This window comes from Streptomyces hokutonensis, assembly GCF_042751305.1.
GTDB lineage: Bacteria > Actinomycetota > Actinomycetes > Streptomycetales > Streptomycetaceae > Streptomyces > Streptomyces hokutonensis_A.
Window position 1 is genome coordinate 629,791 of the sequence record NZ_JBHYWD010000002.1, and the last position, 26,806, is coordinate 656,596.

Genomic DNA, 26,806 nt, shown 5'->3' on the forward strand with positions numbered 1-26,806 from the left:
TGAGGAGACGAAATGTCGATGGCTGGTCAGTGGTCGCGGTGGACCCAGCCCGCGTCGTGCCAGTACGTCTCCAGGTTCTCCATCGGCTCCGGCCAGGTCTCGGCGTAGGTGACGCCGTCGGGACCGGCCGTCATCAGATAGGGAGTTCCGGCCTCGCTGATCCAGAACTCGCCGGGACCGACCGTGCGGCTGCCTTCCTCGCCGTCCTTGCCCCAGGCGACGTGGAACTGCCCGCCGAAGACGATGATCAACTCATCGAGGTTGTGGTGGTGCCGGGGCACCGCGAAGTTCGGGGCGCAGCGCAGCCCGTTGATGTTGAACGACGGGTCCACCTTGGTCGACCACCACATGTTGCCCTTGAAGGTCTGCTCCATGTCGACCGGCGCGTCGGCCAGGAGACCGCCTCCGTGCCACAGATACGTGGGGGCGGACTGGTCGACCGGCAACTCGATCCAGCCCTCGTCCGCCAGCAGGTTGAAACTCTCGATTCCCATGAACCGATACTGGGCAGCGGGGTGGGGCGTGTCATACGTGAATCCCGTTGGCCGGGACCGGAGTTGCGGACGCCCGGCAGAGGGGTCCCGATGAGCGGAACCCCTCGACGACACACCGCCCGGCCGCGCGTACGGTCGCCGCGTGACTCTTACTTTCGGTGATCTGGTGGCGGACGCGGACTGGGTTCCCATGGGCCTGGACCAGCAAGGGCATCCGAAGTACTTCTGGAACGACGGCGGTCTGCTGCGGGACGCGCCCGTGGACTTCGCGGCGACGTTCGACGGCGCGATGTGGGTGTCCACGAAGCCGATCGACATCCCGCGCTTCAACCGCAACCCCCTGCGCGTGCGTCCGCACTTCACGGTGCCCCGGCACCATCACAACGTGGACGAGATGCTCTTCGTCTTCGCCGGCGAGTACCACATCGAGCACTACGAGTCGGGCGAGCCGCGGACCGTGCGAGTGGGGCCGGGCGAGGTCTTCCTCAGCCGGGCCGGCACGCCGTACACGATGACGGCGGGGGCCGAGGGTGTCACGTACATCGAGACCTGGCCGAAGCCGCTGAAGCACCTGGAGACGTACTGGCACGACGTCGGCTGGGTCCGGCGGTAGGTCTTCCACCTGATCGTGTCCCGGCCGCCGAGGGCCGGGACCACGGATCGGGCGGGTCAGTCCGTCCAGAGGAAACGGTCGGCGACCCGGTGGTGGTTGTAGATGGTCATCTCCTGCTCCTCGCTCAGCCGGTGGCCGTCGAAGCTGGGGGAGTGCATGCCCACCGTGACCTCCTTGGCGTTCAGCAGGTCCTGGGTGAAGATCTCGCCGAGGTCGGCCTCGCGGAAGTCCTCGAAGAACTGCGGCTGGAAGTCCCGCTTCTTGTCGTAGTCGGCGACGGGGACCTGGTCCAGGCTGAAGATCTCGAACAGGCAGCGGTCCGGGTCCAGTCCGTCGGGCCGCGCCCGGTAGCCGAACACCGAACCCTGGTTGGGCAGCAGGATCGTGTTGGGGAACACGTTCCACGCCGTACCGGCCTCCGCCCACTGCTGGGGCGTGATGTCCGGCCAGTCGTAGCCCTCGGCGAGCGACAGCTCTTTGTACAGCTGCATGTAGTACTGGCCGGCCGTCATCCCCTCCGGCACGTCCGCCGTCTTCAGCGCCTCGGCGGCACGCCAACTCCGCTCGTTCTCCAGGCCGCGCATGTCGTCGGCGATGTACTGCACGCTCAGCGCGACGCTCAGCCGTTCGTCGGTCACGCCCCCCGTGCCCCGGTTGGCCGGGTCCTTGCCGGTGTCCTTCTTCTTCGGGCCGACACTCGAATAGTGCGCGTGCCGCTCGTACACGGTCGTCGGCGCCCACATCCGGTTCTCGAGTTCCTTCATCGAGGCGATGTTGGTGTTCGACTTGTCGAAGCGGTACAGCTGCGGATGCGTCCCCGCCACGTGATAGGCCTCGAGGAATCCGTCCAGCGCGGTCTTCCAATTGCACGGCAGCGGCACGGACTTGTGCCACCGGTACCGCATGTGCTCGAACTGGAACGGCGCGAAGATCCTCGGAATCGGGTCCAGGTATTCGAGCAGCGGCCTCGCGTCGGGGTCCATGTTGATGAACACGAACCCGCCCCACTGCTCCGCCCGCACCCGCACCAGACCGAGGTCGTCGTCCGAGCGCGGCACGAACTCCTCGCGGTCGAGCACCAGCCTGATCGAGCCGTCCAGGTTCCAACGCCAGCCGTGGAACGGGCAGATGAGGGAACCGACGCGACCCCGGCCCCGCGCCAGTCGCGTACCACGATGCCGGCACGCGTTGAAATACGCGCGGACCGACTCCTTGCCCTCCCGCACGATCAGGATCGAATGACCACCGATCTCGTACTCGACGAAACAACCCACACCCGGCAGCTCCTCCAGCCGGCAGGCCATCAGCCAGGTCCGGGTGAACACCTTCTCCAGTTCCAGCTTGAGGAACTCGGGGTCCAGATAACGGCTCTTGGGCACGAATGCACGGGAAAGCCGGTATTTTTCCGGGACCTTCTCGGCGGGCACATCACCCTCGAACCAGGGGACGCGACGGTCCACTCGGGGTTCGACTACGGCAGACACCGATCACCACTCCTCAACTCGACGTGCGTGTACGGCTCCAGGCGGCCGCAAGCTGATGTCAGCCGGCGTCGGGCCCGGCGACCTCGGTTCCGTCGGCGCGCCGCACCACATGGATGCAGTTGCCCGGGCACTCGTCGGCGGCGTCGATCACGTCCAGGCGCAGCCGCTCCGACACATCGGCCTGCGCGCCCTCGGGCGTCAGCAGCTCACCGTCGGGGGTGTCCTTGACGTAGGCCAGCCCGTCGTCGCCGAACTCGAAGACATCGGGGGCGTACTGGGTGCACAGACCGTCACCCGTGCACAGTTTCTGATCGATCCACACCCGCACCTCATCGCTCACGAGCCTCGCCTCCTCGTCCACGGAAAGCTCCGAGCACCACAGGGCGTACGGACCCCTTCGCCCGTCGTCGCGGTGGCGGTGTGAACGACTCTCCACGCGGCGCCCCGGACCGTCCACCGACCGTCCCATCAACCGGGACCACCACCGACGCCCCTGGTCGGGCGCCTCCTACACTCGACCGGCCGACGCGGGGCGACGCGCGACAGCCGCCCACTCCCCGCCCACCACGCCCAGGAGGCCGGCCCGTGGCCGATACCGTGACCACCGACATCCTCATCGTCGGCGCCGGCCCGATCGGGCTCTACGGCGCCTACTGCGCGGGCTTCCGCGGGCTGCGGACCGTCCTGGTCGACGCGCTGCCGCAGTGCGGCGGGCAGATCACCGCGGTCTACCCGGAGAAGGAGATCCGCGACATCGCCGCGGTCCCCGGCACCCGTGGCCGCGACGTCGTCACCGCCCTCAAGGACCAGGCCGACGCGTTCGACCCGATGTATCTCCTGGGCCGCCAGGCGGTCGGCCTCGCCCACTCGCCCGACGGGCGCCCGCAGGTCACCCTCTCCGACGGCGTCACGGTCGACGCCGGAGCGGTCGTACTGACCGCCGGGATCGGCACGTTCACCCCGCGCACCCTCCCGGCCGGCGAGGAGTTCCTCGGGCGTGGACTGACCTACTTCGTGCCGGACCCGGCCGAGCACGCCGACCGTGACGTCCTTGTCGTCGGCGGCGGGGACAGCGCCGTCGACTGGGCCCTCGCCCTGCACCCCATCGCGCGCTCGGTGACCCTCGTGCACCGGCGCGGCACGTTCCGGGCCCACGCGGCGAGCGTCCGCGAACTGCACGCCCGCGGGGTGGGCATCGTCACCAACGCCCAGGTGGAGACCCTGGCCGGCGACGACCGACTGCGCCGGGCGCACTTGAAGGTCGACGGGGAGACCGAGCCCCGGGTGCTGAAGGTGGACGCGGTCGTGGCCGCGCTCGGCTTCATCAGCAACCTCGGGCCACTGGCCGACTGGGGCGTGCAGCTGGAGCGGCGCACCATCGTCGTCGACACCAGGATGCGCACCACGGTCGCACGGATCTACGCGGCCGGTGACGTCACCGCGTACCCCGGCAAGGTCCGCCTGATGTCGGTCGGCTTCGGGGAGGTCGCGACCGCCGTCAACAATGCCGCCGTTGCCTTGGACCCCGCGCTGTCCTTGTTCCCCGGACACTCCACCGAGTCCGCCTGAACGCGCTCAACTCTCTTTCGAAGAGACCGTCTTCGAAAGAGAGTTGAGCGCGTTACTCGTGCCTACCGGCTTTCATCCGCCATGTCGACGGCGGCGATGTACGAGAACGCCATCGACGAACCCACCGGACCGCCCGCGCCCGGGTAGATCCGGCCCGACATCGGCGCCATCGTGTTCCCCGAGGCGTACAGACCGGTGATCACCGAGCCGTCGGGCCGCAGCACGCGCGCGTGGTCGTCCGTCTTGAGACCACCCTTGGTGCCCAGGTCGGACAGCACGATCGAGGCCGCGTAGAACGGTGGCTTGTCGATCACCCCGAGACAGGGGTTCGGGCCGTCGGTGTGGGAGCCCGCGATCTGCGTGATCATCAGGTCCCAGGGGTCCTCGCCGCGACCGAACTCCTCGTCCTTGCCGCCACGCGCATAGCTGTTGAACCGTTCGACGCTCTCGGTGAGCGCACCCGGAGGCACATCGATCAGCTTCGCCAGCTCCTCCAGCGAGTCGGCCCGCTTCAGCACACCGGCGGCGAGGAACTTCTCGACGTCGAACCAGCCCGGAACCTGCGGCGCGACCGGCAGCCCGGCGAACGCCCTCCTGTTGTCGAGCTGGCGCTGGTCGAACACCCAGTGCGTCGGCAGGTGCGACACGCCCGACGACCTGTGCGCCTTGAGCATCTCGTGACCGGCGCGGTCGTAGGGGAGCCGCTCGTTCATGTAGCGCTGCCCCGCCGCGTTGACCCAAATGCCGCTCCACACCGACGTGTAGAACACCGGGCGCGTGTCGGGCACGACGAGGCCCGGCGCGAACCATGACTCGTCGAGCAGGTCGGTCGCGGCGCCGATGTCCATGCCCGCGACGAGGGCGTCGCCGGTGTTGCCCGGGCAGCCCTGGGTCCACTCGTCGCCGACTCCGGGCTGGAACCGTTCACGCAGCTCGCCGTTCCGCTCATAGCCACCGGCGGCGAGAAGTACGCCCCGGCGGGCGCGGAACTCCACCGACTCGCCCTCGCTCAGGGCCTCGACACCGACGACCGTGCCGTCCTCGACGAGGAGGCGCGTCAGCCCGGTGTTCGTGCGTACGGTGCCGTTGCCGGTCTCCATGAACGCGAGCAGCGCCCGGCCGATCAGGGCCTGGCCGCCGATCATCCTCGGGCCGACCTCGACACCCCAGCGTTCCGTCCACAACGGCCTGCGCACCAGCGGTTCCAGCTCACCGAGTTCGGACCGGTCCAGGTCCGGAGGGAAGATGGTGCGGCCCCGCGGCAGGCTCCCCGGCCGTCCGGCGAAGTAGTCGGGCACGCCCTGCCAGACGAACTGGCCGAACCGCGGATTCCGCTCCAACTCCTCGATCAGGACGGGTCCCGCGCGCAGGAAGGCCTCTCGCAGCGAGGCCGGCGAGTCGTCGCCGACGATCGCGTCGAGATAGGGGCGTGCGACATCGGGACCGTCCTCGACACCGGCGCGCTGCTCGGCCGCGTTGCCGGGAAGCCAGATTCCGGCGCCCGAATAGGCCGTGGTCCCGCCGACGTACTCCGTCTTCTCGATGACCAGCGTACGGAGCCCACGGGAGGCCGCCGCGTACGCGCCGACGAGCCCCGCGCCCGAGCCGACGACGATGACGTCGTAGGAATCGGCTGTGCCTTCGTCGCTCATGACGTTTCCTCTCCCGAATGCCCTTGTCACCGGCCCGCGTTCGACTTGGCCTCAAGGTGCGCGAATCCCTGCGCGGCTTCCTCGTCCAGCTCCATGACCTCGACGAAGTGGCCCAGTTCGGCCGTCATGTCGAGGTACCCGAAGCGGATTGCTCCGCTGTCCCCGAACTGCTTCCACGTCCTGCCGCTCGCGGCGACGATCGCGGACGCCTCGTCGAAGTCGTCGACACGGAAACCGAGATGATGCAGCGTCGCCGGTTCCCCGGACCGGACGGCTCCGCGGTAGAGGTCGACCGCGCCGCCGACCGGACGGATGATCTCCAGGTTGGTCGGCCCGGCGTTGACCAGGGCCACGTCGATGACCCACTCGTCGGCGGGCGCACCGTCCACGACCACGAAGGGGGCTCGCGGGGCGCCGGCACTCACCGGCGGCAGGCCGCCGCCCAGCGACGACTTGAAGTGCTTCACGCACCGCACGGTCCCCAGCCTCGACTCGAGGAACGTGGCCGCCGCGTCGATGTCGTCCGTCACATATCCGAGCTGCATGAAATTACGGAAGAGGTCACTCAATGACCGCACTCGGCACCCCCTGCTCTGGCTGGCCCGGTTGACCACGGGCATCGACTGTCCACCCGCCGTCCGAGGCCGTCCAACGGATGTCCCACCAGACGGAATCGGCGGCGCCGACCCGAACCCCGAGTGGCACCATGCGGCGATGACCACATCCAGCGCGGGAGCGGCTCAACTGCCCGTGGACCGGGCCTCGATCGAGCACCGGCTCATCACCATGCGCAAGTCGGTCGGCCAGCTCGACTCGCTCGGCGCACTGGACAGCGCACGCCTGGCCGCCGATCCGGGAGCCGGGCTCGTGATCGAACGCATTCTGGCGCTCCTGCACGACCTGGCCGCTGCCATCAACCGGGCCGCGGTACCGGGCCGACAACCGAGCACACCAGCAGCCTCGTTCGGCGCGGCTGTGAAGGCCGGAATGATCGACGCCGAACTGGTCGGGGCCCTCGCTCCGGCGGACGGCCCGCATCACGTCCTCGTGCAGTTGTGTCTGGACACGGAACCCGAGAAGGTCCCCGCGATCGTGGATGCCGCGCGGTCCGGATACGGGGAGTACGTACGTCAGGTGACCGACTGGATCGCCTGTGATCAGCCGGTCAGGACGGCCATTCCGGTTCGGTGACCGTCGCGGTGAGTGCGTCGAGGAGTACCTGGGCGGGCTGCGACGCGGGCGGCTTGCCGTAGACGGCGGCCACGACCTGGCGGCGCATTCCGGGGATGCGGTGGAGGCTGACCCCGGGGTGCCGGTTGGCGAGGAGGGTGAGTCCTGGCAGCAGGCTCACGCCGAGCCCGGCCGCGACGAGGGCCTGTACGGCGACGTAGTCGTCGGTCTCGAACTCGACGACCGGCTCGAATCCGGCCCGCCCGCAGGCCGCGACGAGATGTTCGCGGCAGCGTTCGCACCCGGCGATCCAGCGCGCGTCGGCATAGGTGGCCAGCTCCGCACGGGGGCCGTCCCAGCACCGGTTCGCCGGGGTGACCACGTACAACGGCTCGTCCAGCAGCGGTGTCATGGTCGTGTCGCGGCGATCGCGTTGCGGCGGATCGCCGTGCTCGAAGATCAGCGCCACGTCCACGTCGTTGTTGCGCAGGGCGTTGAGCGCGTCGGGCGGTTCGGCCTCCCGCAGGGTCAGGTCGATCGCGGGATGCTCGGCGGACACGCGCGCGGCGGCGAGCGGCACCAGGGTCGCCAACGCCGAGGGAAACGCGGCCAGCCGGACCCGGCCGGTGCGCAGCCCGGCCAGCTCGTCCAGTTCCGCGTGCACCGACTCGACCTGCGCGAGGATCGACTCGGCCCGGTCCACCAGCAGTCGCCCGGCTTCCGTGAACCGGATACCGCGCCCCATCCGCTGCAGCAGCGGCACCCCGACCTCGGCCTCCAGCTTGGCGAGTTGATGACTCACCGACGGCTGGGCGTAGTGCAGCGCCTCGGCGGCTGCCGTGATCGAACCCTCGCGGGCGACGGCTACCAGGACGCGCAACCGACTCAAGTCGATCATTTGCGAATCATAGACCGCGTCGATGACAGCCTCGAAAACACGCATTGGACCATTACCGCGCTCACTGCGACGGTGAATCGATAGTGGGTGCGAGAGATCTCGGCCGTACCTGTCCCGTCGGCGATCTCACCCCTCACGCCTGCCCGGATCCCGGGTGCCGAAAGGAGATGGCGCATGACCACGGCTGTGAATCCACCGTCGCGATCGATGTCGGTGAGCGACAGCGCGGCGCGGACCCTCGCGAACGCCACCAAGACCGTTCCCCAGATGGCCTCCATCACGCCTCGCTGGCTGGTGCATCTGATGTCCTGGGTCCCGGTCGAGGCCGGCATCTACCGGGTGAACAAGGTCGTTCACCCCGAGTCGGTGCGCATCGAGTGCGACAACTACGACGAGTCGCCGCTGCCGGACACCTTCGTCGACTACGAACGCGAGCCCCGCGAGTACCGGCTCAAGGCCGTCCAGACCGTCCTGGACCTGCACACCCGGATCTCCGACCTGTACTCCAGCCCGCACAACCAGACCGCACAGCAACTGCGGCTGACCATCGAGGCGGTGAAGGAACACCAGGAGGGCGAGCTGATCAACAGCCCGGAGTACGGGATGCTGGCCAGCGTGGCGGACACCCAGCGGATCTCCACGATGGCGGGCCCGCCGACCCCGGACGACCTCGACGCCCTCATCACGAAGGTGTGGAAGCAGCCCGCCTTCTTCCTCACCCACCCCGAGGGGATCGCCGCGTTCGGCCGGGAGTGCACCCGGCGAGGCGTACCGCCGGCCACGGTCAGCATGTTCGGCTCGCAGTTCCTGACCTGGCGCGGCCTGCCGCTCGTTCCGTCGGACAAGGTCCCGCTGGAGAACGGCAAGACCAAGTTCATCCTGCTGCGCACGGGCGAGTCGCGCCAGGGCGTGGTCGGACTGTTCCAGCCCGGGCTCTCCGGCGAGCAGGGCATGGGTCTGTCGGTGCGCTTCATGCAGATCGACCGCAGCGCGATCGCCTCCTACCTGATCTCGCTGTACTGCTCGCTCGCGGTCCTCACCGACGACGCGCTCGCCGTCCTCGACGACGTCGAGGTCGACAAGTTCCATGACTACGCCCCGAGTTACCGGTAGCCATGACCACGCCCCCAACCACCGGTAACGAAGCCGCCCCGGCGTGGCTGCCGGACGAGGAGACGCTGAGCCGGATGGCCGGGGAGTTCTTCCGAGCACTCCCCGGGCAGCCGACGGGCCCGGAGGCGCCGGTCCTCGACGGTCCGACGCAGTGGCCTACGCCGACGGGTCTGCCACCGGCGGACCCGTCCGCCCCGGTCCCCACGGTGGAATCCTCTCCGCCGGCCTCCGCGGGCCTGCCGGCCGCAGCCCCCTCGCCGCCGGTGCCGACCGCCACGCCCGCCGCGAACCCGGCCCCTCCGATGCCCACCGGCATCCCGTCCATGGACCCGCCGCCCCCGGCACCGACCGCCGGCATGAGCCCGCCGTCAGGGCCGCCACCGACCAGCGCCCCCGCCACCTTCATGGCGAGCCCCTATGCGGTGGGTGCGCCCGGCGCCGCCACCCCGCAGCCACCGGCCCCGCCGGTGGCCCCCGGGCCACCGCCCGTCCCGTCGCCCGCCGCACCGGCCCACCTCCCGGACCCCGGGCCGTACTACTTCCTCACCGAGGCCGCCGGGTACCCCGCCCAGGCACCGGAGCTCCCCGGCTTCGGGCATCTCGGGCTGCCGCCGCTGCCCGAGGTGATGGCGCCTACGGCGACGACCGCGCCGTACTACTTCGTCCAGGAACCCGACGTATCCGGCGCGCCGTCGGGACTGTCGCTCGACCCGCACCCGGCCTTCGACGTACAGGCGGTGCGCCGGGACTTCCCGATCCTGTCCGAGCTGGTGAACGGGCGTCCGCTGATCTGGCTGGACAACGCCGCGACCACGCAGAAGCCGCAGGCGGTGATCGACCGGCTGGTGGAGTTCTACTCGCGGGAGAACTCCAACATCCACCGCGCGGCGCACGAGTTGGCCGCCCGGGCGACGGACGCCTACGAGGGCGCCAGGAAGACCGTCGCCCGGTTCATCGGGGCCGGTTCCGCCGAGGAGATCGTGTTCGTGCGGGGCACCACCGAGGCGATCAACCTGGTCGCCAAGGCATGGGGTCCCGCCAACATCCGCGCGGGCGACGAGATCGTGCTCTCCCACCTGGAGCACCACGCCAACATCGTGCCCTGGCAGATGCTGGCGGAGCAGACCGGTGCGGTGATCAAGGTGATCCCGGTCGACGACAGCGGCCAGCTGCTGCTCGACCGGTACACCGCGCTTCTGTCGGACCGCACCAAGCTCGTCGCGGTCACCCAGATGTCCAACGCGCTCGGCACCGTCGTACCGGTCGAGCAGATCATCGAGATCGGGCACCGGGCCGGGGCACGCGTCCTGGTCGACGCGGCCCAGTCGGTCCCGCATCTCCCCATCGACGTAAGGGAGTTGGACGCCGACTTCCTGGTCTTCTCCGGGCACAAGCTGTTCGGGCCGACCGGAATCGGCGTGCTCTATGGCAAGCGGGAGGTCCTGGAGGACATGCCTCCGTGGGAGGGCGGCGGCAACATGATCACCGACGTCACCTTCGAGAAGTCCAGCTTCCAGCCGCCGCCGGGCCGTTTCGAGGCCGGCACCGGCAACATCGCCGACGCGGTGGGGCTGGCCGCCGCCATCGACTACGTCGAGCGCATCGGACTGCCGAACATCGCCGCCTACGAACACACCCTGGTCGAGCACGCCACCGAAGGTCTGCGGTGCGTGCCCGGGCTGCGGCTGGTCGGCACGGCACCGAACAAGGCGAGCATCGTGTCGTTCGTCCTGGACGGCTACGAGCCGGCCGAGGTGGGCACGGCGCTCAACGAGGAAGGGATCGCGGTCCGTTCGGGCCACCACTGCGCACAGCCGATCCTGCGCCGGTACGGCCTGGAGGCCACCGTCCGGCCGTCGTTCGCCTTCTACAACACGCACGCCGAGGTGGACACGCTGATCGCGGCGGTCCGCCGGCTCGCGGACTGCCGGGGCGGGCGCCCCTAGTTCGCATGCGCGTCCTCAACCGGTACGGCGGAGACCCCACCGAGGTCTCCGCCGTACCGGTATGTGCGCAGTCCGGCCGGTGCGTGAGCGGCCGCGCAGCCGTCGCACATCCTGCTCGCCGGGGACGGGGCGGCCTGCCACATTCCCTGGGTAGGGGAGTCGTTCCGGTGTCCGGGGTGCGTTGACAAGCGGCTCGGCGCCTCGGAGACTCGATCACATGACCGAGGTCCTGCTGCTCACCAGAGAGCGCACCGTCGACCTGGCTCGCGTGTCCAGCGCACTGTGTTGATCCCCTGATCACCGATCCACACAGCGTTTCTCGCTCCCGCCCGGACACCCCTCGCACCGCCCTCGGTCAAGCCGCGATCGGACCCACGATGAGCCCGGAATTCCTCTGGTACATCCCCAACACCGTCGAGCCCGGCCACCGCGGCGACGACACGACGGACGGCTGGGGCTCCATCGAATACTCCACCGACCTCGCCCGCACCGCGGAGCGGCACGGCTGGGGCGGTGCGCTCCTGGGCACCGGGTGGGGACGCCCCGACACCTTCACCGTCGCCACCGCGCCGGCCGCCAGGACCACCACCTTCAAGCCGCTGATCGCTGTCCGTCCCGGCTACTGGCAGCCGGCCCAGTTCGCCGTCGCGGCAGCCACCTTGGACCAGCTCAGCCGCGGCCGGGTCCTGGTCAACATCGTCAGCGGCCTCGACAACCTGGCCGCCTACGGCGACACCCGCGGCGATCCGGCCCAACGGTACGCGCGCACCCAGGAGTTTCTGCGTCTCGTACGACGGCTGTGGACCGAGGAGGACGTGGCCTTCGCCGGTGAGCACTTCCAGGTGAGCGGGTCCACGGCGGCGCCCCGCCCCTGGACGACGGCCGGCAGAGCTCATCCGACGCTGTACTTCGGCGGCGCGTCCGAGGCCGCCGAGCGGGTGTCGGCGGCCGAGGCGGACGTGCAGCTCTTCTGGGGCGAACCGCTCGCCGCTCTCGCCGAACGCATAGACCGGCTGCGGAAGTTGAGCGACCAGGTTGGCCGCCGGCACCGGCCGCTGGAGTTCGGCCTGCGGATCACCACCGTGGTGCGCGGGACGACGGAAGAGGCATGGCGGGCGGCCGAGGAGAGGGTCGCGCGCATGGCGGCCGGTCCGAGCGACGAGTTGACCTGGACGGGGAACCGGAAGACGGCCGTCGGACAGCAGCGGCTCTACGACCTCGCCGCCCGGGGCGAGATGCTGGACACCTGCCTGTACACCACGCCGGGGACGGTCGGCGGCGGGGGAGCGGCGACGACCTGGCTGGCCGGCTCCGCCGCCGACGTGGCCACCGCGCTGGACAACTACCGCGGGCTCGGCATCACGCACTTCGTCCTCTCCGACACGCCCTACCAGCAGGAGATCATCCGCATCGGAGACCAACTCCTGCCCCGGCTGAGGTGATTGGGGTGTTGTCGAATGCCGTGCTCGTCGTCGTCGGCGGACTCCCCGGCACCGGGAAGACCACGCTGTCCCGACTCCTGGCCGCACGCATCGGGGCGGTGCACCTGCGCGTCGACACCATCGAGCAGGCGCTCGTCCGCTCCGGACTGGCGCGCCACCCAGTCGGGCCGGCCGGCTATGTCGTCGGGTACGACCTGGCCGAGGAGCATCTCCGCCAAGGGCTCGCGGTGATCGCGGAGTCGGTGAATCCGCTGGCCGTCACCCGGGACAGCTGGCGAGACGTGGGCGTACGGGCGGGCGTGCCGACCGCAGAGGTGGAGGTCGTCTGCTCGGATGCGGCCGAGCACCGGCACCGACTGACCTCCCGCTCGGTCGACGTCCCCGGTCTGCCGCTTCCGGACTGGGAGCAGGTCCGCCGACGCGAGTACGAGCCCTGGAACCGTGATCACATCACCCTCGACACCGCTGGAGCCGTGCCGCAGGAGTCGCTCAACTACCTTCTCCAGCAACTCGATTCACTTCGACCAGGAAACTCTTGACGCCGAGAGAACAGTCGATCTACGGTGAGCGCGAGCTACGAGTTCCGGTGATCAAGCCCTGGCTGGCCGGACGGCAACCCCCGACGCAGTGGGGTGCTCCAGGTGACGGCTCGGCGGATGTTCCTGTTCTGCAAGTGCGTTCCCACCGGCCTTGGTTGCCGGCGACACCCCTAGGAGGACGACGTGGCAACCGGCCTCGTGCTGTGCTCCCGGCGTCATGTGGATCTGCTGCTGGTCTCCAGCTGTCTCTGTCACGGCTGACCCGCTCCACACGCAGCACCTCCACTCCCACCTTTCACGCGACAGCGCGCGCTCGGCATGTCCTGCCTGCCGCACCCCTTTCGCGCACCCACCCATGCGGAGACAGAGACCGGCCATGGCACACACCAGCACCGTCAGACCCTTTCGATCCCTCGGCGCCATTTCCCTCGGCACGGCGTTCCTGGTCGCCCTCACCGGCTGCACCAGCAGCAAGACGTCCACCGGCTCCGGCGGTACGACGATCACCGTCGGCACCACCGACCAGGTGACCAGCCTCGACCCGGCGGGCGCCTGGGACGCGGGCTCCGGCACCATCGAGAGCGAGGTCTACGCGACCCTCCTCAGCGTGAAGAACGGCGCCACCGAGGTCTCCCCGGACCTGGCCACCGGCATCAAGCTGACGGGGCCCAAGGAGTACACGGTGACGCTGAGGAAGGGCCTGAAGTTCGCGAACGGCCACCAACTCACCTCCTCCGACGTCAAGTTCAGCTTCGACCGCACTCTGAAGATCGCCGACGAGAACGGCCCCTCGTCGCTCCTGTACAACCTCGCCTCGGTCACCGCCCCGACACCGACCACGGTCGTCTTCACCCTCAAGTCCGCCAACGACACCCTGTTCCCCCAGGTGTTGTCGACCGCGGCCGGCTACATCGTCGACGAACAGACCTTCCCCGCCGACAAGATCCTCGACGACAAGGCCATCGTCGCGGCCAAACCGTGGAACGGCCCGTACGGCGTCACGAGCTACGACAAGAACTCGCTGGTCTCCTTCACCGAAAACGGCGACTACGGCGGCCAGTTGGGCACACCGAAGACCAAGAACATCCAGCTCAAGTACTACACCGACGCCAGCAACCTGAAGCTCGACGTCCAGCAGGGCACGGTCGACGCCGTCTACCGCACCCTCACCACAGTCGACCTCGACGACCTGGCCAAGAAGAAGGACATCAAGGTCCACACCGGCTCGGGCAACGGCATCCGCTACATCGTCTTCGACTTCGCCACCCAGCCCTACGGCACCAAGACAAAGAACGCCGACAACGCCAAGGCGCTCGCCGTCCGCCAGGCCGTCGCCGACTCCGTCGACCGGGCCCAACTCGCCCAGCAGGTCTACAAGAACAGCTACCAGCCGCTGTACAGCTCGGTCCCCGACGGACTCACCGGCGCCACCGACTCCTTCAAGTCCCTCTACGGCGACAAGAAGGGCGGCCCCGACAAGGCGGCCGCCGCCGCACGGCTCAAGGCGGCGAAGGTGACCACTCCCGTCACTCTCAACCTCCAGTACAACAGCGACCACTACGGCTCGTCCTCGGCCGACGAGTACGCCCTCGTCAAGACCCAGCTCGAAGCCACCGGCCTGTTCAAGGTGAACCTCCAGTCCACCGAGTGGACCCAGTACGGCAAGGACCGGGTCAAGCACCTCTACCCGCTCTACCAACTCGGCTGGTACGCCGACTACTTGGACGCCGACAACTACCTCTCGCCCTTCTACTCGGCCAACAGCTGGGTCGCCAACGGCTACGACGACCCCGCCGTACGCTCGCTGATCCTGAAGGAGGAGACGGAGACCGACGCGGCCAAGCGCACCGAACTCCTCAAGGAGGTACAGGACAAGGCCGCCGCGCAGGTCCCGGTGCTGCCGCTGCTCCAGGGGTCGACCGCGATCGTCACCCGTACCGACGTCAGCGGTGTGCCGGACGCGCTGACCAGCGCGTACACCTTCCGCTGGGCAGGACTCGCGAAGAAGTGAGTGCCCTGACGCAGGACACCCCCGGCGCCGTCGCCACCCCGGCCGACGGCGCCGCCGGGTACGGACTCGCCCGCTATCTGATGGTCCGCTTCCTCCTCATCATCCCCACCGTGTTCATCCTGGTCAGCCTGGTCTTCTTCCTGATGCGCGCCACCGGCGACCCGATCAGCGCCGCCTTCGGCGACCGGCTCACCCCCGACCAGCTCCACGCGAAACTCCACCAGGCGGGCTACGACCGGCCCTTGCTCACCCAGTACCTGGACTACCTGAACTCCCTGGCGACCGGCGACTTCGGCCGCACCGTCACCGACAACGAACCGGTCACCCACGTCCTGGGCACCTACGGCGCCGCCACCGTCGAACTCGCCGGCTACGCCCTCCTCGTGGCCCTCGCCGTCGGCGTGCCGCTGGGCATGGTGGCGGCCTCGTACCGGGACCGGGCGCCCGACGCGGTACTGCGGCTGTTCGCCGTCCTGACCTACGCCACCCCCGTGTTCTTCGTGGGCCTCTTGCTGAAGCTCGTCTTCGCGATCCAGCTCGGCTGGCTGCCCGCGTCCGGCCGGGCGAGCACCGACGTCCAGCTCTTCCTCCAGAACCAGACCAGCACGACCGGCTTCTACCTCGTGGACGCCCTGCGCAGCGGCGACGGGGCCGCCGTCACCGACGTGCTGAAGCACGCCGTACTGCCCGGGGTGGCGCTGGGCCTGCTCGTCGCCGGCATCCTCCTGCGGCTGGTGCGCACGAACCTGATCGGCACCCTCGGCGCCGACTACGTCGAGGCGGCCCGCTCCCGCGGCGTGGCGCCCGTCCGCCTGGTGACACGACACGCGACCCGACCTGCCCTGATCCCCGTCGTCACCGTCCTGGGACTCCAGGTCGCCGGGCTGCTCGGAGGCGCGGTGCTGACGGAGACCACCTTCGAGTGGAAGGGCCTCGGCTACGAACTCGCCCACTATCTGACGGTCCGTGACTTCCCGGCGGTGCAGGGGATCGTGGCCCTGTTCGCCGTCGTCGTGGCGGTGACGAACTTCCTCGTCGACGTCGTCGCGGCCCTCATCGATCCCCGAGTGAGGTACTGAGCCGTGGCCCAACTCCTCGTGCGACGGCCCACCTTGCTGCCGGACCGCCTCCGCGCGCGCCTGCGCACCGGCGGCCCGGTGCAGCGCGCCATGCTCCTCACCGGCGCCGTCCTCACTGTGCTGTTCGTCCTCACCGCCCTCCTCGGACCGTTCCTCGCACCGTACGGATACGCCCAACTCCAGGACGGAGGGCGGCTGTTCGGCTCGCAGCAGCATCCCAGCGGCGCCCACCCGCTGGGCACCACCATCGCCGGATACGACGTGCTGTCCCGCACGGTGTGGGGCGCCAGGACCGCGCTGGAGATCATCCTCGCCGCGCTGCTGCTCTCGGTTGTCCCCGGTACCGTGCTCGGGCTGGCCTCCGGCTATCTCGGCGGGCGCCTCGACCGGCTGCTGGTGGGGCTTGCCGACGCGCTCTACGCGTTCCCGCCGCTGCTGCTCGCCATCGTCATGTCGATCGTGATCAGCGGCGGACAGTCCAGCCTCGTCGGCGGCCTCGGCGCCGCGGCCTGCTCGGTCGCCGTCGCGTTCGTACCGCAGTACTTCCGTGTCGTACGGGCCGAGGTGACCCGGGTGAAGGCCGAGCCCTTCGTCGACGCGGCCCGGGTGATCGGCACCGGCACCTGGCGGATCATGTTCCGGCACGTGCTGCGCAACTCGGTCCGCACCCTCCCGCTGATCTTCACCATCAACGCCTCCGAGGCCATCCTCACCCTCGCCGGACTCGGCTTCCTCGGCTTCGGCATCGAACCCAACTCGGCCGCCGAATGGGGCTACGACCTCAACCGCTCGGTCGCGGACGTCACTTCGGGCCTGTGGTGGACCGCGATCCCGCCAGGCCTGGCCATCGTCCTCACCGTGCTCGGCACGACCCTGCTCGGCGAGAGCCTCACCGACCTCGCCGACCCGCGACTGCGCCGACGCGGCGGCACGACCACGAAGGCGACCGCCACCGGAACGGACGGAGGCGCGGACGATGACTGACCTCCTGCGCATCGAGGACCTGCACGTCACCTTCGCCACCGACGCCGGCACCGCCCCCGCAGTGAAAGGGGTGAGCCTGTCCGTCGCCCCCGGCGAGGTACTGGCCCTGGTCGGCGAGAGCGGCAGCGGCAAGACCGTCACCGCCAAGTCGGTCCTGGGGCTGCTGCCCGCCACCGCCGCCGCCCGCGGCCGGGTCCTGCTCGGCGACGGCACCGCCGACCCGGACGAGGACGTCCTCACCGCGTCCCCCGCCCGGCTGCGCGCCCTGCGCGGCACCCACGCCGCGATGGTCTTCCAGGAGCCCTCCACCGCGCTGAACCCCGTCTTCACCATCGGCTGGCAGCTCACCGAAGGCCTGCGCGCCCACGGCCACGTCGGCAGCAAGGCCGAACGCCGGGCACTGGCCGTCGAATGGCTCGACAAGGTCGGCATCCCTGACCCCGCCACGCGCGTCAACCACTACCCCCACCAACTCTCCGGCGGGCAGAAGCAGCGCGCCGTCATCGCCATGGCCCTCGCCCTCGGCACCCGGCTCATCGTGGCCGACGAGCCCACCACGGCGCTCGACGTCACCGTCCAGGCGGAGATCCTCGAACTCCTGCACCGCTGCCGCACCGACTTCGGCACCGCCGTGCTCCTCATCACCCACAACATGGGCGTCGTCGCCGACCTCGCGGACCGGGTGGCGGTGATGAGCGAGGGCGAAGTGGTCGAACAGGCCCCGGTCCGCGAGCTGTTCGCTGCGCCCGCCCACCCGTACACCCGCGGACTCCTGGCCGCCGTACCGGTCTTCGGGGAGCAGAGCCGGACACAGTCCTCCACTACGGGCGACGAGCAGCCCGTCGTACGGGCCGCCGGGCTGGTCGTGGACTACCCCGGGCGACTTGGCAGGAAGGGCTTCCGCGCGATCGACGGCGTGAGCTTCGAGATCCGGCCGGGCGAGGTGCTCGGGCTGGTGGGGGAGAGCGGCAGCGGCAAGACCACCATCGGCCGGGTGGTCGCCGGTCTGACGGCCGCCACCGGCGGAGAACTCACCGTGTTCGGCGATCCGTTGACGGCGAGACGGCGCACGCGCGGCAGGGCCGGCCACATCGGCTACGTCTTCCAGGACCCGGCGGCCAGTTTCAATCCGCTGCTCACCATCGCCGACAGCATCGCGGAGCCATTGACCGTCCACCGGCGCGAACTCGGGGCCACGGCGATCCGCGCCGAGGCCGAGGCGCTGCTGAACTCCGTTCATCTGCCCCGGAGTTACGCCGACCGCTATCCGCACGAACTCAGCGGCGGACAGCGTCAGCGCGCGGCCCTGGCCCGGGCGCTCGCCCTGCGGCCCCCGCTGATCATCGCGGACGAGCCGACCTCGGCCCTCGACGTATCGGTCCAGGCCAAGGTGCTCGACCTCTTCACCGAACTGCAGAGGGAGTTGGGCTTCGCGGCGCTGTTCATCAGCCATGACCTCGCGGTGGTCGAGCAGGTCGCCGACCGCGTCGTCGTACTGCACCGCGGCCGGATCGCCGCGTCCGGATCCACCGCCGACGTGCTCGGCAACCCGCAGGACGACTACACGCGACGGCTGGTCGCCTCCCTGCCCGTCGCCGACCCGGTACGCCAGGGCCGCCGCCGGCACGCCCTCGACGAAGGAGTGGCAAGCACATGACCGACAGCGCGCTGGACCTCGTCGAACAGGTACTGAGCAGCACCCCCGTCTTCGACGGCCACAACGACCTGCCCGTGGCGCTGCGCGCCCGCTCCGGCTACAGCGTCGAGGGGCTCGACGAGGGCCGTGCCGACCTCCACACCGACCTGCCCCGGCTGCGCGCCGGCGGGGTCGGCGCACAGTTCTGGTCGGTGTACGTCTCGTCCCGACTCCCGGAACCCGAGGCCGTGGTGGCCACGTTCGAGCAGATCGACGCCGTGTACCGGCTCGTCGCCCGCTACCCGGACACCTTGCGCATCGCCTACACCGCCGGCGACGTCGAGCGGGCGATCGCCGACGGACGGATCGCCTCCCTGCTCGGCATCGAGGGCGGCCACAGTCTCGCCGAGTCACCGGGCGTCCTGCGGTCGTACGCCCGGCTCGGCGTCCGCTATGTGACCCTCACCCACAACGACAACACCACCTGGGCGGACTCGGCCACCGACGAGCCCGGCGTCGGCGGCCTGAACGACACCGGCCGCGCGATCGTCGCCGAACTCAACCGCACCGGTGTCCTCGTGGACCTCTCCCACGTCGCCGACTCCACCCAGCGGGCGGCACTCGCCGCCTCGACCTCCCCGGTGCTGTTCAGCCACTCCTCCGTACGCGCCCTCAACGACCACCCGCGCAATGTCGCCGACCCGGTCCTGGAGCTGCTGAGGGACAACGGCGGAGTCATCCAGCTCACCTTCGTCCCCTACTTCATCTCGGCCGAAGTCGCCGAGTGGGCACAGGAGTTGGCGGCCGAGCGTGAACATCTCGGGCTGCCTTCGCAGACCTGGAGCTGGCCGCGCGCACCGCGGCCGGGCGAGGATCCGGCGCAGGTCGCCAAGGAGTTCGCGGTCGGCTTTGCGGCGTCCGCCGACGACCGGTTGCGGCGCTGGACAGAGGAACACCCCCGGCCCGAGGTGACGGTGGCCCAGGTCGCCGATCACGTCGAGCACGCCCGCGAGGTGGCCGGCCGGGACCACATCGGCCTCGGCGGCGACTACGACGGCGTCGACCACCAGCCCACCGGCCTCGCCGACGTCTCCGGCTACCCGAGGTTGCTGCGCGAACTCGCCGACCGCGGCTGGTCCCGGTCCGACCTGGAGGCCCTGACCGGCCGCAACGTGCTGCGCGTCCTGCGCGAGGCCGAGCACCGCGCGACCGAACCGCTGTGGCCGACGGCTCCGCTGCGGTGAGCCGCCAACGCCGATGGGCCGACGCGTTCGCCCGGTGGGTGCCGGGGCTGCTCGCGGTCGGCTGCTGCCTGGGGGGACTTCCGTTGCCCGTGGTCCCCGCGTGGACGCCGGGCCCGAACGACGGACCTCCGTCCGGGCACCCGGAGTGTCTCGCCGCGCACATCCCGCCGACGGACGTGGAGCGGGAGTTGTGGTCCGCGCTCGACCAGAAGGTCTGAACAGGGTCCGGCGGTCCGCCGGCGCCAGCACCGTCGTCGCTCTTCTGCGGATCCTCGACGTCCAGGTGAGGACGAGCGCGCCGTGGCGGCCCGCCTCGGCGCGCTCGCCCACCACGGCCAAGACGTCGTGCGGGAGGTGCCCTGACTCAGAGGTCAGGGCAGGTCGATGTCGTGGCGGGGCGCCGACCAGTCGGCGGCGGCGCTCACCGCGCGCTCCACGTCCTCGTCGGGCAGCAGCCGCCGCGCCGCGAGCTCCTCGGCCGCCGCCCTGATCCTGGCGGCGTACCCGGCCGCGTCGCCGTACCGTTTCTCGACGCTCGGGCGGGGATCGCCGGTGATCAGCCGTTCGTCCTCGGTGGCGGCGAACGGGAACGTGGAGCCGCTGAACTCGTGGAGCGCGCCGTGCCCTTGACCCGGGGCACGGGTGTTCCAGCCGGTGTAGGTGCCGAGCGGCACGGACACCATCGGGGCGCGCACACCCGCCGTCTCGTTGCCGTCGGCGTCGACAGCCGGGACCAGCACGGTGTACCGGCGCGCCCGGTCCGCGACCGGCGGCACGGTCGAACGGTCCACCGCGTACAGCTCGTTGGGGCCGTACGGCCGCAGCGCCGAGGGCACCGCCGGGAACTGCCGTGACCACTCCTCCATCGTCACCAGACTTCCGTCGGCGACGGTGGGCACCGTGCTCGGGGGCGGTTCCACGCCCTCGCTCACCCACGCGTCGAGCGCGTCGAGGACACCCCGGAACAGTGCGGACGTGGCGACGACGTTCTCGACGTAGTTGCAGATACCCCTGCCGGGAGCCTGTGGCACGGGGCTCGCGACGTGCTGGCTCGACGACCACAGGTAACCCCGCACGTTGGGCGGAAATCCCAGGTCCCGCCCGTCAGTTGTGGTGTGGACCAGCGAGCCCCGGCGCTGCCAGTACTCCGTGGACGTCTGCGTGTGCAGCACCTTCGGGTCACTCGCGCGCTTCATGATCGCGTCGTGGGCGCCGGTCAGATGGTCCACCGTCTCGGCGTACGCGAACGGGAACGCGTCGGCCGCGTTGAGGTGGTCCTCGAACTGCTGGCCGCCCGGCACCGTCAGGTTGGCGAACCGCCCGGTGTCCAGCCGGCCTGCGCCGGAGACGTGCGGCAGCAGTCCGTCGAACACCCTGCGGCCTTCGGCGTCCTCGTTGAAGCCCCGGTGGATGAAGTCGCGGATGGCACGGCCGGTCTGTGAACGGCCCCAGCCGTAGGCGTAGTTGAGCTCACCGACCGGTTGGGTCGGGTCGTGGCGAAGGTGACTGACCAGGTCGCGCACCGCGATGAGGCCGAGACCCAGGACGAGCGGTGCCTCGGCCTGGTAGGTCAGTTCGTAGATCCAGCCCGGCCGCAGTCCGCCCTCGACGTACAGGTCACTCCGGCTCGCCACGACAGCGACAGCCTGCGACCTCAAGTCACAGCCCCCGCCTTGCAGTCGGGCGAATCGCCAGGCCGTCCGTGGCACTTCCTCCGGCGAACTGTGCGGGTACCGCCGCCGGGTGAGCCGCGCGGTGTGTTCGCCCGCCGCGCTCACGGGGGAGGATCTCGTACTCGTCCAGCGCGACAGGGGCAGGGAAGCGGTGGGTTCCTCGACGATGAACTCGGCTGTGGTCAGGCCGCGTACGGGTTCGGTGCCGCGCGTCGCGACGGGCAGGTCGAGCAGCAGCCGTCCGTCGCCGGGCAGCAGATCACCCTGCCAGGCGCCGAAGACGACCGTGTAGCCGCGCCGCAGCAGATAGCCGTTGCCCGCGTCGGCGAGGGTCCGGGGGCGGTTCGTGTGCGGGGCGTCGCAGAAGTACTGGACGGCCCGCTTGTTGCCCCGGTTTCCCCAGTCGAAGAACAGCCGTCGGCGTCCGCCGTCGACCGGCCGCAGGATCTCGACGTCCCCGCTGAAGCGCACCGCGCCGTCGCTGTCGCGCGGTGCGAGGTCCAGGTCGGTGATCGAGTGCAGGGCGGGCGCCTCGGGGTCCACGGTGTAGTGGGCCGTGGCGGTGAGAACCTCGTACGCCCCGCCCTCGGCGAAGCGATGACCGTCCGCGAACGGCTCCCGGGCATGGACCTCCAGCCGTACGGGACTCATCGCGCCGCCTCCAACTGCGCGGGGTGCCAGCCCAGTTCGGGTGCGACCAGGTGCAGTACGTCGTGCAGGATCTGTTCGTACTCCTCCCGCCGGAACTCGTACGGCAGCTCCAGACGCAGCTCCGAGACAGCCGACACCACCGGGTCCGCGGCCAGTTGCTCCAGGATCAGTTCCGCCGTCCCGACCACATCGGGTGCGAACAGGGTGCGCCTCGGACCCTGCGGGGCGAGGGTGCGGGCGTGACGGCTCTCGGCGTACGTACGGTAGCGGGCGCGGGTGGCGCGGTCGGCGCTGTCGAACGGTACGACGACGCGGCCCACCGCCACCCGGGCGGTGGGCTGGATGCGCCGGTACTCGGCGAGCAGGTTCGACTGGGCCGTTGTGAAGTCGTCGGTGTGCTCGCCGGTGACGATGTTCCCGGACAGCAGGTTGAGGCCGCTCTCACCGGCCCACCGGGCCGAGCGCAGGCTCCCGCCGCCGTACCAAATGCGGTCCACCAGACCGGGGTTGTGCGGTTGCAGACGCGGTCGCTGGGTGTTGCCCGGTGACTCGATCACCGTGTCCGGGCCGCCGAGATAGTCGCCGCGCAGGTTGTCGACGACTCGGGCGACCCTGCCGTACGACAGGTCGAAGGCGCGCCAGTCGCCGTCGTACACCAGGTCGCCGAGGAGTTCGGCGTGCGGCATGCCGGTGCTGAAGCCGACCTGGAGCCGGCCGCGGGACAGCACGTCGGCCAGCGCCAGATCCTCGGCCAGCCGGAACGGGCTCTCGTAGCCGATCGGGATGACCGCGGTCCCCAACTCGACGCGCCGCGTGCGCTGTCCGGCCGCGGCGAGGAACACGGCGGCCGAACCGACGCCGTGTTCGAGGTGCCGCTGCCGGATCCAGGCACCGTCGTAGCCCAACCGCTCGCCGTACTCGAAGAGTTGGAGGCTTTCCTCCAGGCCGGTGTAGGGGTCGTCGTCGGCGAAGTTGCCCGGGGTGAGGAAGGCGAGGGAGGTGATGGTCATGCGGTCTGCGTCCTCAGGTCGTGGTCATCGCGGCGGCCGGGGATCGCCGCGAGCAGCTCGCGGGTGTACTCGTGGCGGGGGTGTGTGAACAGGTCGTCGGGCGCGCCTGTCTCGACGATGCGGCCCGCCCGCATGACCGCGACCTCGTGCGCTATCTGACGGACGACGGCCAGGTCGTGCGAGATGAACAGGTACGCCACCCCGGTTTCGGCCTGCAACTCGGCCAGCAGGTCGAGGACTTGGGCCTGCACGGAGACGTCGAGCGCTGACACCGGCTCGTCGCACACCACCAGGTCGGGGGAGAGGGCGAGGGCCCGCGCGATCGCGACGCGCTGCCGCTGTCCGCCGGAGAGTTCCGCCGGGCGGCGGTCCAGGGTGGTGGCGGGCAGGGCGACCCGGTCGAGGAGTTCCCGGGCCCGGTCGAGCCGGGACGTGTGGTCGCCCACCTTGAAGGCGCGCAGCGGTTCGGTGATCACCTCGCCGATGGAGAAGCGGGGGTCTAGCGAGGCGTACGGGTTCTGGTAGACGAGTTGGGCGCGTCGGCGCAGTTGCCTGGCCTGTGCGCCCCGGGCGGTGGTGACGTCGGTGCCGTCGAACAGGATGTGTCCGGCGCTCGCGTCGGTGAGGCGCAGCACCAGCCGGGCGGTGGTGGACTTGCCCGAGCCGGACTCACCCACCAGGGCGAGGGTCCGGCCGCGGTGGAGGGAGAGGCTGACGTCGTCGACCGCGCGCAGCGTGCGGGATTCGCCGTCCGCTCGGGGCAGCCTGAACTCCTTTACCGCGTTGCGGAGTTCGACCAGCGGTGTCGTGCCGGTGGCCGGGGGTGCGGTGACCTCGGTGCGGGGGATCGCGGTCGTCAGGCTCGGCGCACTGGCCAACAGCCTTCGCGTGTACTCGTGTTGGGGATCGGCCAGGACCTCACGGGTGGCCCCTGCCTCGACCACCCGCCCCTGGGACATGACGACGAGGCGCTGTGCCCGGTCGGCGGCCACGCCGAGATCGTGGGTCACCAGCAGGATCGCGGTGCCCAACTCCTCGGTGAGGCCCTGGAGATGGTCGAGGATGACGCGTTGCACGGTGACGTCGAGCGCGCTGGTCGGCTCGTCGGCGACGATCAGCCTGGGCCGCGCGGCGATGGCGATGGCGATCAGGGCGCGCTGCCGCATGCCGCCGGAGAGTTCGTGCGGGTACTGCCGGGCACGGGTGGCCGCCTCGGGCAGTCCGGCCCGGTGCAGGATGTCGATCGCCTCCGCCGGCGCGGACCGGCGGGTCGCGAGACCGTGGATGCGCAGCACCTCGGCGACCTGTTCACCGACGCGTTTGACCGGATTGAGAGAGACCGACGGGTCCTGGGGCACCAGGCCGATCTGCGCGCCGCGCACGGTCCGCAGTTCCGCCTCGCTCAGTGTGGTGAGGTCGTGCCGGCCGAAGCGGATCGTGCCCGCGTCGATCGTGGCGTTGGCTGCCAGCAGCCGGGTGATCGCATGCGCGGTGGTGCTCTTGCCGGACCCGGACTCGCCGACCACCGCGGTCACTTCGCCCGGGCGTACGTCGAGATCGACGTCCCGCACGGCCGCTACGGTGCCGCCGCGGGTGCGGTACGACACGGACAGGCCACGTATCTCCAGCGTGGTGTCCTGGCCGGGGTCCGGGGCGGTGCTCGGTGTCGTGCTCAAGTCCTCATCCGTTCCAGGTGCGTTCGTCGGGCGATCGCTCATGACTGCCGGGACCATTCGCCGTCCAGCGCGCGTGCGATGCGGTTGGTGGCCAGCACGGTCGCCGCGATCGCAAGCCCGGGCAGCGCCGTCAACCACCAGGCGTTGGCGAGGTAGTTGCGGCCGTCGGAGATCAACGTGCCCCACTCCGGGGCCGGTGGCGGGGCGCCGTAGCCGAGGAAGCTCAGGGCCGACACGGCGAGGATCGAGGAGCCGAAGTCGAGGGTGGCCAGGACGATCACCGGGCCCGCCGCGTTGGGCAGCACGTGCCGGCCCAGCACCGAGTACCAGCGGGCCCCGCACGACCGCGAGGCCTCGACGAAGACCGCCTGCCGCACCCGCAGCACCTCGGCCCGAGTGACCCGCGCGAAGCTCGCCACGCTGGCGATGCCGACCGCGACCGCCACCTTGACCGTGCCGTAGCCGAGCGCGGTGACCAGGGCCAGGGAGAGGAACAGCGCCGGGATGGAGAGGAGTACGTCGACGAAGCGCATCAGCACGTCGTCGATCCAGCGACCCACGAAACCGGCGACCAGGCCGATCAGGCTGCCGACCACGAAGGCCACCGCCACCGCGATGAGGGTTGCCTTCAGGGAGAGTTGGGCACCGTGGACCACTCGGGAGAACACGTCGCGGCCGAGTTCGTCCGTGCCGAACCAGTGCGCGCCGCTCGGGCCCCGGAAGTTCTGCGACGGTACTCCTGTCAGCGGGTCCTGGGAGGTGAAGAGCCCTGGCCAGAACGAGCCCAGCACCACCAGGACCAGGACGAGGACCGACAGCAGCAGACCCGGGCGGCGCACCAGGAAGCGCAGGACCCGCCGCGTGTCGACACGGTGTCCCGGCCCGGGGACGGCCCCCGGTTCGACCGGTCGCGCGAGGCCGGGCGCGGCATCGGCGGCGGTGTCGTCGACAAGACCCTGACTCATGCGGCCACCGCCTTACGGCCCGAGGCCACCACGATCCGCGGGTCGAGCAGCGGATAGACGAGATCGACGAGCAGGTTCGTCAGGACGAAGATCAGCGCCCCGAACACCACCACGCCCTGCACCAGCGGGATGTCCTGGGCCGTGACCGCGGCGGCCGTGACCCGGCCGAGGCCGTCACGAGAGAACACCGTCTCGACGACCACCGAACCGGCGATCAACTGCCCCACCAGCAGGCCGACCACGGTCAACGCGGGCAGGGACGCGTTGCGCAGGGCGTGCCGCAGATGGACCCGCCACCGGCCGGCGCCCTTGGCACGCGCGGTCTCCACATAGGCCTGGTCCAGCGCGGTGAGCAGGCTCTTGGCCAGCACCTGTGCCACCTGCGCGCCGGTCGGGATCGCCAGGGTCAGGGCCGGCAGGATCAGCCCCCGCAGTCCGTCGTTGCCGAACGCGGGGAACCAGTGCAGACGGAAGGAGAACGACTCGACGAGCAGCAGCCCCACCCAGAACGTCGGGACCGACACCCCCAACGGCGGCAGGGACAGCAGCAGTTGACGCAGCCACCGGCGCGAGGTGTAGGTCGCCACCACAGCCAGTCCACCGCCGAGCAGCACGGCGAGGAGTAGCGCGGCACCGGTCAGCTGGAGGGTTTGCGGCAGGGCGTCGGCCAGTGTCGAGGACACCGGACGGCCGGTGGACACCGAGTCGCCGAAGTCCCCGCGCACCGCCCGGCCGAGGTAGTCGGCGTACTGCACCAGAACCGGCTTGTCGAAGCCGTACTCGTGGCGCAGTGCGGCGAGTTGGGCCGGGTCGACCGTCCCGGAGTCCATTCCGGCACTGGCCATCGCCGTGACCGGATCGCCCGGCAGGAAGTCGAGGACCAGGAAGGACACCGTGTAGGCGGCCCACAGCACCCCGACCGCCTGCGCGAGCCGTTTGATCGCGTAGCGGCGCATG

Annotated in this window: 24 protein-coding genes and 1 riboswitch; of the genes, 13 read left to right on the forward strand and 11 right to left on the reverse strand. The window is 70.3% G+C overall.

Going from position 1 to position 26,806, the window contains the following annotated elements; genetic code table 11:
• Nucleotides 1-26: 26 nt before the first annotated feature.
• The gene (locus ACFXC1_RS09065; RefSeq protein WP_381240800.1) at nt 27-494 is read right to left on the reverse strand and encodes a cupin domain-containing protein; all 468 of its coding nucleotides are present in this window, start codon (nt 492-494) and stop codon (nt 27-29) included.
• A gap of 142 nt (nt 495-636) precedes the next feature.
• Here ACFXC1_RS09065 and ACFXC1_RS09070 point away from each other — a divergent pair, with 142 nt between their 5' ends.
• The gene (locus ACFXC1_RS09070; RefSeq protein ID WP_381240803.1) at nt 637-1,107 is read left to right on the forward strand and encodes a hypothetical protein; all 471 of its coding nucleotides are present in this window, start codon (nt 637-639) and stop codon (nt 1,105-1,107) included.
• A gap of 56 nt (nt 1,108-1,163) precedes the next feature.
• On the opposite strand, the gene ACFXC1_RS09075 is transcribed toward ACFXC1_RS09070, so the two are convergent.
• Nucleotides 1,164-2,486: an aromatic ring-hydroxylating oxygenase subunit alpha gene (locus ACFXC1_RS09075; RefSeq protein WP_381240806.1), complete on the reverse strand. Its 1,323-nt coding sequence runs from the start codon at nt 2,484-2,486 to the stop codon at nt 1,164-1,166.
• A gap of 163 nt (nt 2,487-2,649) precedes the next feature.
• Nucleotides 2,650-2,952, reverse strand: coding sequence for a ferredoxin (locus ACFXC1_RS09080; protein WP_381240809.1), 303 nt, complete (start codon nt 2,950-2,952; stop codon nt 2,650-2,652).
• 224 nt (nt 2,953-3,176) lie between these two features.
• On the opposite strand from ACFXC1_RS09080, the gene ACFXC1_RS09085 reads away from it, so the two are divergent.
• Complete coding sequence (locus ACFXC1_RS09085; RefSeq protein ID WP_381240811.1) at nt 3,177-4,160, forward strand: NAD(P)/FAD-dependent oxidoreductase; 984 nt, start codon at nt 3,177-3,179, stop codon at nt 4,158-4,160.
• Nucleotides 4,161-4,222: 62 nt separating this feature from the next.
• Here ACFXC1_RS09085 and ACFXC1_RS09090 read toward each other — a convergent pair whose 3' ends face one another.
• Together ACFXC1_RS09090 and ACFXC1_RS09095 are read right to left on the reverse strand one after the other, a co-directional pair.
• A complete protein-coding gene (locus ACFXC1_RS09090; protein WP_381240814.1) occupies nt 4,223-5,812 on the reverse strand; it encodes an FAD-dependent oxidoreductase in 1,590 nt (529 codons plus the stop codon).
• A 26-nt stretch (nt 5,813-5,838) separates the two neighbouring features.
• Entirely contained in the window at nt 5,839-6,357 is a 519-nt protein-coding gene (locus ACFXC1_RS09095) for a VOC family protein (protein WP_381240815.1), read from the reverse strand.
• A 169-nt stretch (nt 6,358-6,526) separates the two neighbouring features.
• On the opposite strand from ACFXC1_RS09095, the gene ACFXC1_RS09100 reads away from it, so the two are divergent.
• The gene (locus ACFXC1_RS09100; RefSeq protein WP_381240817.1) at nt 6,527-7,003 is read left to right on the forward strand and encodes a hypothetical protein; all 477 of its coding nucleotides are present in this window, start codon (nt 6,527-6,529) and stop codon (nt 7,001-7,003) included.
• On the opposite strand, the gene ACFXC1_RS09105 is transcribed toward ACFXC1_RS09100, so the two are convergent.
• Nucleotides 6,978-7,880: a LysR family transcriptional regulator gene (locus tag ACFXC1_RS09105; protein WP_381240819.1), complete on the reverse strand. Its 903-nt coding sequence runs from the start codon at nt 7,878-7,880 to the stop codon at nt 6,978-6,980. The genes ACFXC1_RS09100 and ACFXC1_RS09105 overlap by 26 nt on opposite strands.
• 174 nt (nt 7,881-8,054) lie before the next feature.
• Here ACFXC1_RS09105 and ACFXC1_RS09110 point away from each other — a divergent pair, with 174 nt between their 5' ends.
• The 10 genes from ACFXC1_RS09110 to ACFXC1_RS09155 all read left to right on the forward strand — a co-directional run bounded on the left by ACFXC1_RS09110 (nt 8,055) and on the right by ACFXC1_RS09155 (nt 20,092).
• The gene (locus ACFXC1_RS09110; RefSeq protein ID WP_381240821.1) at nt 8,055-8,993 is read left to right on the forward strand and encodes a family 2A encapsulin nanocompartment shell protein; all 939 of its coding nucleotides are present in this window, start codon (nt 8,055-8,057) and stop codon (nt 8,991-8,993) included.
• 2 nt (nt 8,994-8,995) lie between these two features.
• Complete coding sequence (locus ACFXC1_RS09115) at nt 8,996-10,939, forward strand: family 2A encapsulin nanocompartment cargo protein cysteine desulfurase (RefSeq protein ID WP_381240824.1); 1,944 nt, start codon at nt 8,996-8,998, stop codon at nt 10,937-10,939.
• Nucleotides 10,940-11,316: 377 nt separating this feature from the next.
• Nucleotides 11,317-12,381, forward strand: a complete 1,065-nt coding sequence (locus tag ACFXC1_RS09120; RefSeq protein ID WP_381240826.1) for an LLM class flavin-dependent oxidoreductase — start codon at nt 11,317-11,319, stop codon at nt 12,379-12,381.
• Nucleotides 12,382-12,401: 20 nt separating this feature from the next.
• Nucleotides 12,402-12,920, forward strand: coding sequence for a P-loop nucleotide/nucleoside kinase family protein (locus ACFXC1_RS09125; protein ID WP_381241142.1), 519 nt, complete (start codon nt 12,402-12,404; stop codon nt 12,918-12,920).
• Between the two features lie 33 nt (nt 12,921-12,953).
• Nucleotides 12,954-13,063: riboswitch (SAM riboswitch) on the forward strand.
• A gap of 233 nt (nt 13,064-13,296) precedes the next feature.
• Nucleotides 13,297-14,931: an ABC transporter substrate-binding protein gene (locus tag ACFXC1_RS09130; protein WP_381240829.1), complete on the forward strand. Its 1,635-nt coding sequence runs from the start codon at nt 13,297-13,299 to the stop codon at nt 14,929-14,931.
• Nucleotides 14,928-16,010 (forward strand): ABC transporter permease, encoded by a 1,083-nt coding sequence (locus tag ACFXC1_RS09135; protein ID WP_381240831.1) that lies wholly within the window; start codon nt 14,928-14,930, stop codon nt 16,008-16,010. Before ACFXC1_RS09130 ends, ACFXC1_RS09135 begins: the two co-directional genes overlap by 4 nt.
• Nucleotides 16,011-16,013: 3 nt before the next feature.
• Nucleotides 16,014-16,994, forward strand: coding sequence for an ABC transporter permease (locus ACFXC1_RS09140; protein WP_381240834.1), 981 nt, complete (start codon nt 16,014-16,016; stop codon nt 16,992-16,994).
• Nucleotides 16,987-18,651: a dipeptide ABC transporter ATP-binding protein gene (locus tag ACFXC1_RS09145; protein WP_381240836.1), complete on the forward strand. Its 1,665-nt coding sequence runs from the start codon at nt 16,987-16,989 to the stop codon at nt 18,649-18,651. The genes ACFXC1_RS09140 and ACFXC1_RS09145 overlap by 8 nt, the downstream gene beginning before the upstream one ends.
• Nucleotides 18,648-19,874 carry a dipeptidase gene (locus ACFXC1_RS09150; RefSeq protein WP_381240839.1) on the forward strand — a complete coding sequence of 409 codons (1,227 nt, stop codon included), beginning with the start codon at nt 18,648-18,650 and terminating at the stop codon, nt 19,872-19,874. The genes ACFXC1_RS09145 and ACFXC1_RS09150 overlap by 4 nt, the downstream gene beginning before the upstream one ends.
• Nucleotides 19,850-20,092, forward strand: a complete 243-nt coding sequence (locus ACFXC1_RS09155; RefSeq protein ID WP_381240842.1) for a DUF6059 family protein — start codon at nt 19,850-19,852, stop codon at nt 20,090-20,092. The genes ACFXC1_RS09150 and ACFXC1_RS09155 overlap by 25 nt, the downstream gene beginning before the upstream one ends.
• A 153-nt stretch (nt 20,093-20,245) precedes the next feature.
• Here the strand turns inward: ACFXC1_RS09155 and ACFXC1_RS09160 are convergent, their stop codons facing one another.
• Genes ACFXC1_RS09160 through ACFXC1_RS09180 form a run of 5 tightly spaced genes read right to left on the reverse strand, consistent with a single transcriptional unit; the run spans nt 20,246 to nt 26,805 of the window.
• Nucleotides 20,246-22,198, reverse strand: a complete 1,953-nt coding sequence (locus ACFXC1_RS09160) for an alpha/beta hydrolase domain-containing protein (protein ID WP_381240844.1) — start codon at nt 22,196-22,198, stop codon at nt 20,246-20,248.
• Entirely contained in the window at nt 22,195-23,208 is a 1,014-nt protein-coding gene (locus ACFXC1_RS09165) for an LLM class flavin-dependent oxidoreductase (RefSeq protein WP_381240847.1), read from the reverse strand. Before ACFXC1_RS09165 ends, ACFXC1_RS09160 begins: the two co-directional genes overlap by 4 nt.
• Nucleotides 23,205-24,941: a dipeptide ABC transporter ATP-binding protein gene (locus tag ACFXC1_RS09170; RefSeq protein WP_381240850.1), complete on the reverse strand. Its 1,737-nt coding sequence runs from the start codon at nt 24,939-24,941 to the stop codon at nt 23,205-23,207. The genes ACFXC1_RS09165 and ACFXC1_RS09170 overlap by 4 nt, the downstream gene beginning before the upstream one ends.
• Nucleotides 24,923-25,849, reverse strand: coding sequence for an ABC transporter permease (locus ACFXC1_RS09175; protein WP_381240853.1), 927 nt, complete (start codon nt 25,847-25,849; stop codon nt 24,923-24,925). The genes ACFXC1_RS09170 and ACFXC1_RS09175 overlap by 19 nt, the downstream gene beginning before the upstream one ends.
• On the reverse strand, nt 25,846-26,805 hold the full coding sequence (locus ACFXC1_RS09180; RefSeq protein ID WP_381240856.1) for an ABC transporter permease: 960 nt from the start codon (nt 26,803-26,805) through the stop codon (nt 25,846-25,848). The genes ACFXC1_RS09175 and ACFXC1_RS09180 overlap by 4 nt, the downstream gene beginning before the upstream one ends.
• Between the last annotated feature and the right edge of the window lies 1 nt (nt 26,806).